This is a genomic window from Rhizobium sp. P2_G9, assembly GCF_056403475.1.
Map to the genome: position 1 here is coordinate 1 of NZ_JBFUFK010000102.1, position 7225 is coordinate 7225.

General features: G+C 61.1%; 11 protein-coding genes. 3 read left to right on the forward strand and 8 right to left on the reverse strand.

The annotated features are described in order from the left end of the window. Positions 1 to 428: GntR family transcriptional regulator (locus AC1DYF_RS39730; RefSeq protein WP_477884381.1), on the reverse strand; the 428-nt coding region annotated here is incomplete at its 3' end. Positions 429 to 533: 105 nt separating this feature from the next. On the opposite strand from AC1DYF_RS39730, the gene AC1DYF_RS39735 reads away from it, so the two are divergent. Beyond that, positions 534 to 1397 (forward strand): DMT family transporter, encoded by an 864-nt coding sequence (locus tag AC1DYF_RS39735; RefSeq protein WP_477884383.1) that lies wholly within the window; start codon positions 534 to 536, stop codon positions 1395 to 1397. A gap of 10 nt (positions 1398 to 1407) precedes the next feature. Here the strand turns inward: AC1DYF_RS39735 and AC1DYF_RS39740 are convergent, their stop codons facing one another. Beyond that, entirely contained in the window at positions 1408 to 2358 is a 951-nt protein-coding gene (locus tag AC1DYF_RS39740) for a hypothetical protein (RefSeq protein ID WP_477884384.1), read from the reverse strand. Positions 2359 to 2464: 106 nt separating this feature from the next. Next, a complete protein-coding gene (locus AC1DYF_RS39745; protein ID WP_477884386.1) occupies positions 2465 to 2659 on the reverse strand; it encodes a hypothetical protein in 195 nt (64 codons plus the stop codon). A gap of 163 nt (positions 2660 to 2822) precedes the next feature. On the opposite strand from AC1DYF_RS39745, the gene amaB reads away from it, so the two are divergent. Then, complete coding sequence (amaB, locus tag AC1DYF_RS39750) at positions 2823 to 4364, forward strand: L-piperidine-6-carboxylate dehydrogenase (RefSeq protein WP_477884388.1); 1542 nt, start codon at positions 2823 to 2825, stop codon at positions 4362 to 4364. A 20-nt stretch (positions 4365 to 4384) separates the two neighbouring features. Here the strand turns inward: amaB and AC1DYF_RS39755 are convergent, their stop codons facing one another. Both AC1DYF_RS39755 and AC1DYF_RS39760 read right to left on the reverse strand, forming a co-directional pair. Beyond that, positions 4385 to 4678: an addiction module antidote protein gene (locus tag AC1DYF_RS39755; RefSeq protein ID WP_477884390.1), complete on the reverse strand. Its 294-nt coding sequence runs from the start codon at positions 4676 to 4678 to the stop codon at positions 4385 to 4387. Further along, the gene (locus AC1DYF_RS39760) at positions 4678 to 4980 is read right to left on the reverse strand and encodes a type II toxin-antitoxin system RelE/ParE family toxin (protein WP_477884391.1); all 303 of its coding nucleotides are present in this window, start codon (positions 4978 to 4980) and stop codon (positions 4678 to 4680) included. The genes AC1DYF_RS39755 and AC1DYF_RS39760 overlap by 1 nt, the downstream gene beginning before the upstream one ends. A gap of 50 nt (positions 4981 to 5030) precedes the next feature. Between AC1DYF_RS39760 and AC1DYF_RS39765 the strand changes: the two genes are divergently transcribed. Continuing rightward, entirely contained in the window at positions 5031 to 5471 is a 441-nt protein-coding gene (locus AC1DYF_RS39765) for a DUF1810 domain-containing protein (RefSeq protein ID WP_477884393.1), read from the forward strand. On the opposite strand, the gene ygiD is transcribed toward AC1DYF_RS39765, so the two are convergent. The 3 genes from ygiD to AC1DYF_RS39780 form a co-directional block, all read right to left on the reverse strand. Then, positions 5472 to 6281: a 4,5-DOPA-extradiol-dioxygenase gene (gene ygiD / locus AC1DYF_RS39770; RefSeq protein WP_477884395.1), complete on the reverse strand. Its 810-nt coding sequence runs from the start codon at positions 6279 to 6281 to the stop codon at positions 5472 to 5474. Positions 6282 to 6366: 85 nt separating this feature from the next. Continuing rightward, positions 6367 to 6822: a hypothetical protein gene (locus tag AC1DYF_RS39775; protein ID WP_477884397.1), complete on the reverse strand. Its 456-nt coding sequence runs from the start codon at positions 6820 to 6822 to the stop codon at positions 6367 to 6369. A gap of 55 nt (positions 6823 to 6877) precedes the next feature. Beyond that, positions 6878 to 7225: transposase (locus AC1DYF_RS39780; RefSeq protein WP_477884399.1), on the reverse strand; the 348-nt coding region annotated here is incomplete at its 5' end.

Genomic DNA, 7225 nt, shown 5'->3' on the forward strand with positions numbered 1-7225 from the left:
GGCGCGCGCCAACGTTCGCAAGGCCCGGCGCGCAAGGCCCGGCGCAGGCCTTCGCCATGCATCCACTCCGCCGGCAGCCAGCCGCAACCGGGTTTGAGCACGGCCTCTCCTGCCTCCAGCGACTGGCGTGCAATCCAGAACGGATCGATCTGGCGATCGAGTTTCGGGCTGATCTCAGCGAGGGACAACGGTGCCAGACGTGCCGAGACGAAGAAGCCGGAGCCCGGCCGCGAGCGGATGACACCGTCCGCCGCCAGCCGTTCATAGGCCTCGACGACGGTCGAGGTCGACACCCGCATGCTGGCGGCCAGCGCCCGGACCGATGGCAGCCGGTCGCCCGGCATGAACCGTCTGGCGGCGATGCCGCTCTCGATTGCTGCCATGACAGCTTCGATACGGGTGCCGGTCGACGCAACAGGTCTGTCCATCTGTATTGCTTTCGTGTGCATAACAGTTTTCTGGAATTGTAATGCACTGTCGCTGGATTTGCCAGGTGATTCCATGCGATCCCGATGCAAAATCGAGGATGCGACATGGATGAATCGACCAAGGGCTGGATTAATGGATTTTTGGGTGTGCTGATCTTCAGCGGCTCGCTGCCGGCAACGCGCCTGGCGGTGGCGGATTTCAATCCGGTCTTCCTCACCGTCGCCCGCGCCGCCATTGCCGGCGTCCTGGCGCTCGCCATGCTGATGGTTTTGAGGGCGAAACGGCCGGATCCCGGCGATCTTGTCCCGCTGCTCGTCACCGCGTCCGGCGTGGTGATCGGCTTTCCGCTGCTGACGGCGCTGGCGCTCAGGCACATCACCTCGGCGCATTCGATCGTCTTCATCGGCCTGTTGCCGCTGTCGACGGCGATTTTCGGCGTGCTGCGCGGCGGCGAGCGGCCGAAGCCGGTCTTCTGGCTGTTTTCCGGCCTCGGCAGTGCCTTTGTCGTCGGCTTTGCGCTGCTGCAGGGCGTCAGCGCCGCACCGCTCGGCGATCTGCTGATGCTGGCGGCCATCGTGGTCTGCGGGCTGGGCTATGCGGAAGGCGGACGCCTGTCGCGCAAGCTGGGCGGCTGGCAGGTGATTTCCTGGGCGCTGGTTCTGTCGCTGCCGGTCATGCTGGTGCTCGCGCTGATGACCATGCCGCCATCCTTCGGATCGATCGGCCAAAGCGCCTGGCTCGGCCTCGCCTATGTGGCACTGTTCAGCATGCTGATCGGCTTCATCTTCTGGTATCGCGGCCTGGCGCAGGGCGGCATCGCCGCCGTCGGCCAGTTGCAATTGCTGCAGCCGTTCTTCGGCCTGGCGCTCGCGGCGCTGTTGCTGCATGAACAGGTCAGCGGCCTGATGCTGGTGGCGACGCTGGGTGTCGTCGCCTGCGTGGCCGGAGCGCGGCGGTTCGCACGCTAAAGCCCGCTGCTCAGTGGGTTTCCGAATCTGCCGGCTTGTCCTTGATCTCCGGGATCGGCAGATCGTCTGAAACCGCCGTGGTGTCAGCGCTTGCCTGGTGTTCCGGCTTGGCCTCGGCATCGGCCGGTTTTTCCGCCGGCTTGTCCGAGGATCCGCCAAGGCCAACCAGGCTCAGCATGCTGTCGAGGAAAGACTGTTCCTTCTTCGGCGGAGCGTCTTTTGCGGCGTGGTCCTTCGCATCGGCCTTGTCGTCGACGGGGGCGGCGTGATCTTCGGTCTTGCTCTCGGCGTCCTCGGGCTTGGCATCATGCGCCTCGGACTTTTCGCCCTCCGTGCTGACCACGTGCTCGCCTGGCGGCTTGGCTTTGTCCGGCACAGGCAGCGGCGTGCAATCGGCCTTGTCGGCGACATTGCGCATCGCACCCATCAGCTTGCGGATCTCGGGCACTTCCAGCGAAATCCGTTCGCCATAATAGTGGCCGTCATCGGTCGGCATGCCCTCGTAATAACGGACGATGAAGGGCTCCTTCATATCCGGCAGATATTGCGGCTGCATGGCCAGCACCACTTCGGCGCCGATCGCCCGGCCGCGCATGTCGGCGCGCATGGTCGGCCCATCGCGGTCGAGCACGCTGACCTGAATCAGGTCGATGGCCTCATTGGCATTGGCAAGCAGGCCGGCGACGCGAAGCGCGGTCCTGATCCGGGTTGGGCCGTCGGCATGATCCATGCGGATCGTCCGGCGCATCCAGAGGCGCTGTGCCGGTGTCTTGAAGACCATCGTCTGGACCGTGTCGCAGGCCGCACCGGCCGGGTCGTCCTTCGGTTCGGGCTTGGAGAGCAGGTCGCCGGCGCCGGCATAGAGCGCTGCCGCACCCGTGCCGGCGAACAGCGCCAGGATGCCGACCGATAGCAATAGCATTTTCCGGCTGAACCGGATTTTGGGCAGGCCGATCTTCAACGCAATACTCCGCGGCCCGGTACAGGGGCCTCCAGCCATAGAGAGATGGCTGCACTATAGCGTCGGCGTCGTTTCGAAAGGTTTAACCGTAAATGTAGAGGTCTTGTTATCTGCAGACGCGGATCTTCTGTGCCGCGATCTTGCCGTTGGTGGTCGTCGTCGTGCTGACTTTGCGCATCACGCATACGGTGTCGGCCCGCTTCAGATACCAGCCGCGTTTCTTCCAGCCGGCCTCGCCCGGATTGACGGTGGCGGCGATCGCGATCGTGATCAGCAACAGGATGGCACCAAGCTTTTTCATTCTTTTCCTCAAGCGTTCTTGTGAGCGTTTGCTTGGCGTTTTTTAGGGTTTTCAGGCCGGTTTCGCTGTTCCCATGGGCACAGAACGCGAATTTGCTTGCGATTTGGCCCTCGCTCGGCGAAAACGCTCAAAATTTCGCCAACAGGAAGAGCAGGGAAAAATCATGTCCGGCACGATCGACAGCCTCAAATCCGAAACGCGCGACATCCTGAAATCGCTCGGCGTCGCCGAAGGCGCACTTGGCGGCGGCACGCTTGCGACGCGTTCAGCGATCTCTGGCGAGGTGCTGGCCGAACTCCAGGCAGATGATGCGGCCGCCGCCGCCGATGCGGTGAAGAAATCACAAGCCGCCTTCCTTGCGTGGCGCGCTGTGCCGGCACCGAAGCGCGGCGAGCTGATCCGCCTGCTTGGCGAGGAATTGCGCGCCCATAAGCAGGCGCTCGGCCGGCTGGTTTCGATCGAGGTCGGCAAGATCGTGTCCGAAGGCCTGGGCGAAGTGCAGGAGATGATCGACATTTGCGATTTCGCCGTCGGCCTGTCGCGCCAACTCACCGGGCTGACGATCGCCACCGAGCGCACGGATCACCGGATGATGGAAACCTGGCATCCGCTCGGCGTGACGCTGATTATTTCCGCCTTCAATTTCCCGGTTGCCGTCTGGTCGTGGAATGCGGCGCTGGCGCTGGTCGCCGGCAATTCGATCCTGTGGAAACCGTCGGAAAAGTCGTCGCTGACGGCACTCGCCACCCAGGCTCTCTTGGAAAAGGCGATCGAACGCTATCGAGCGACAGGTTTCACCGCGCCGGAAAACCTGTCGCAAGTGCTGATCGGCGAGCGGGCGCTGGGCGAGGCGCTGGTCGACAATCCGGCCGTGGCGCTGGTCTCGGCGACCGGCTCGACCGCCATGGGCCGCGCCGTCGGGCCGCGGGTGGCAGCACGCTTCGGGCGCTCGATACTCGAACTCGGCGGCAACAATGCCGCAATCGTCGGTCCTAGTGCCGATCTGGATCTCACGCTGCGCGGCGTCGCCTTCTCCGCCATGGGCACGGCCGGCCAGCGCTGCACTTCGCTCCGCCGCCTCTTCGTGCATGAAAGCGTCTATGACGCGCTCGTGCCGCGGCTGATCAAGGCCTATGGCTCGGTCAAGGTCGGCAATCCGCTGGAGACCGGCACGCTGGTCGGCCCGCTGATCGACAAGGGCGCGTTCACCCGTATGCAATCGGCGCTCGATGCGGCCAAGACCGAGGGCGGCAAGGTGCATGGCGGTGAGAAGGTCGATGTCGCGGCCCCTGGTGAGGCGACCTATGTGCGTCCGGCACTGGTGGAAATGCCTGTCCAGGCCGGCCCGATGCTGGAAGAAACTTTTGCACCGATCCTCTATGTGACGAAATATTCCGATTTCGGTGACGTGCTGGCGCTACATAACGGCGTGCCGCAGGGCCTGTCGTCGTCGATCTTCACCAATGACATGCGCGAGGCCGAGACCTTCGTCTCCGTGCTCGGCTCGGATTGCGGCATCGCCAATGTCAATATCGGCCCCTCTGGCGCCGAAATCGGTGGCGCGTTTGGGGGCGAAAAGGAGACGGGCGGTGGCAGAGAGAGCGGTTCGGATGCCTGGAAAGGCTATATGCGCCGGGCGACGAACACGATCAATTATGGCCGGACGCTGCCATTGGCGCAGGGCGTGAAGTTCGACGTGGAGTGATGATCGTTGGCAGGCGCGGCTTATTCCGCCGCGTCTGCTGCCTCTGCCGACAGTTTCACGTTCAGGGCTTTGAGAATTTTCTGCACCGTCTCATAGCGGACCTTGGAGCCTGATCGGAGGGATTTGTAGAGGCTCTCGCGGCTGAGGCCTGTGTCTTTAGCAATTTGGGCCATGCCACGTGCCTTGGCAACACTTCCAAGTGCAGAAATGAAGGCTTCGGGATCTTCGTCTTCGAGAGCGACGTTAAGGTACTCGGAGATCATTTCGTCGCTGTCCAGATAGTCTGCAACATCAAATGGCGTGGTATTGATCATCACAGTTCCTTTCGAAGTTCGCGGGCAATTTCAATGGCGCGCTTGATATCTCTCGGCTGTGTCGATTTGTCTCCGCCCAGCAGCAGAAGATAAATCGTTTCACCTATTCTGGTAAAATAAACGCGATAGCCCGGACCAAAATGAATGCGCATTTCGGAGACACCTTCACCGACGGCGGCGCAATCTCCGAAATTGCCTCGCTCTGCCGACTGCAGACGGTGGAAAATCCGTGCCTGGGCTTGTCCGTCTCTCAACTGGCCAAGCCAGCGCTCGAATTGATCCGTCTTCTTGAATAGCGGCATGAAACGATTGTAGCCAGTTGGCTACAGTTTGTCAAAGAGAGGAAATTCCGATGAGCATGGATGACTTCGATCTCGCCCGCTTCATCACCGCCCAGGACGTCGTCTTCGACGCCGCTCTCTCCGAACTCCAGGCCGGCCGCAAGCGGAGCCACTGGATGTGGTTCATCTTTCCGCAGATGCGCGGGCTCGGCATTTCCTCCACCGCGTTCAAATATGGCATCGTGTCGCTGGACGAGGCAAAGGCCTATCTCGGGCATCCGCTGCTGGGCGAACGGCTGAGGCGCTGCACGCAGGCCGTGCTCGATGTGAAAGGCCGATCCTTGCACGAGATTTTCGGCTCGCCGGACGATACGAAATTCGGCTCGTCGATGACATTGTTTGCATCGGCGGATGGCCAATCTGGCAGCATCTTCCGCCAGTCGATCGACCGTTATTGTGGCGAGCGGATGGATCAGCGGACGCTGAATTTGCTCCAGCATCCGGAGAGCTGATCACGAAAGCAGGAAGCTGCGCATCGAGATCGAGCCGAGATCAATCGACTCGTTGAAGAAGCTGACCTTTTCGTCTTCCGACATGACAGCGAGCGGGTAGAGGATCGGCAGGAAATGCTCGATCGTCGGGTGCGACAGCGCCGCGACCCGGCCGAGTTTGCCGACGTCCAGCACCTTGCCCACATCTTTGGTGGCAATCGCGTCCGCCATGTAGCGATCGAATTCGTCCGCCCAGTCGAATACCCGGCCGCTCATGTCGAGCGCCCGCAGGTTATGCACGACATTGCCGCTGCCGATGATCAGCACGCCCTTTTCACGAAGAGCCTTCAATTCCTGGGCGAGCTTGAAGTGATCGGCGAGACCCTTCGAGAGGTCGAGCGACAGCTGGTAGACTGGGATATCAGCCTTGGGGAACATCTGAATCAGCACCGACCAGGCGCCGTGGTCGAGGCCCCAGCGTTCATCGGAATGGGCGTGACTTTCTTCCAATAGCTCGATCGTCGCCCGGGCGAAGTCTGGCGCGCCGGGCGCATTGTACTGCTGGGCGAAGAGTTCCGGCGGGAAACCGCCGAAATCGTGAATGGTCTTCGGGTTGCTGCCGATATGCACGAGGGTTGCGCCGCGCGTCATCCAGTGAGCGGAGACGACGAGGATTGCCTTGGGCGTCGGCAGTTCTTCGCCCATCTGGCGCCAGGTACGGCTATATTCATTGTCGATAATGGCGTTCATCGGGCTGCCATGTCCGACGAACAGAGCCGGCATGCGCGGCGTGGATGCCAGATCCCTGAACGCGCCGGTTGCGCTGATCATATTCGAGCCCTTTTCTCTATAAGTTACCGATCAAAGTAGGTCATGGCCGCTGTTTGTGACAGATTCGAAATTGACGACATATTGTTCAGCTTTTCGGGCAGTTTTTCAAAGAGACGTAGTCCATATCCGCTGGGGTGAAGCGCAGTTGATACCAGGACCAGTTGTAGAACTCCTTGTCGTCAACGATCAGGATCGCATGATAATCGCGGTCCCTCGACCCGACCAAAGTGAAGGGGGACATGTCGAAGATCGAGGTGAGCAGGTTGTCGCCGTCAGAAAGGCAATAGGGCTTGTCGAGAGCCGCATTTGCCGCTGAGCGCGCGACATGGACGCTGAGGCCTAGCCCAACAATGATACAGACGGCCATTGAGACGGCATATCCCGGCAAGGCTGCCAGCGATGGATGGAGGGCCGAGATGCGTCGAAGATGAAGGTGGTAGAACAGTGCGCCGGACAGGATGATCGAGATGCAGAGCCCCAACAAGACAGCAGAACCGGGCAACCGGCCGAAGATCGTGTCTTGGACAATGGCGACAGGCAAGCAACAGCCTGCCACGAACCAGAAAAGGAAATCTGTCAGAGCCCGATTCAAAAGTTCATTCGTAGATCCAATACCTTGCGATGCGCCTTGTGAGCATTCGGATTGAAGCGATTTGCGCCCATGCTGTTGAGCTTTCGATGGATTTTTCCCAGTCCTTGGCGAGGCGGCGGCAACGCCCGAGCCAAGCAAATGTTCTTTCGACAACCCATCGACGTGGTAGCAAGACGAAGCCCGCGGCCTTGTCCGAGCGCTTAACGATTTCGACTGTCCACTGGCCGTGACGACGCATTGCCGCCTTCAACTTATCGCCCGCATAGCCGCCATCGGCGAAGATATGGCGCAGCCATGGGAAACGGTAGCGGATGGCCTTGAGAACATCGGGCGCACCGTCGCGGTCCTGCAC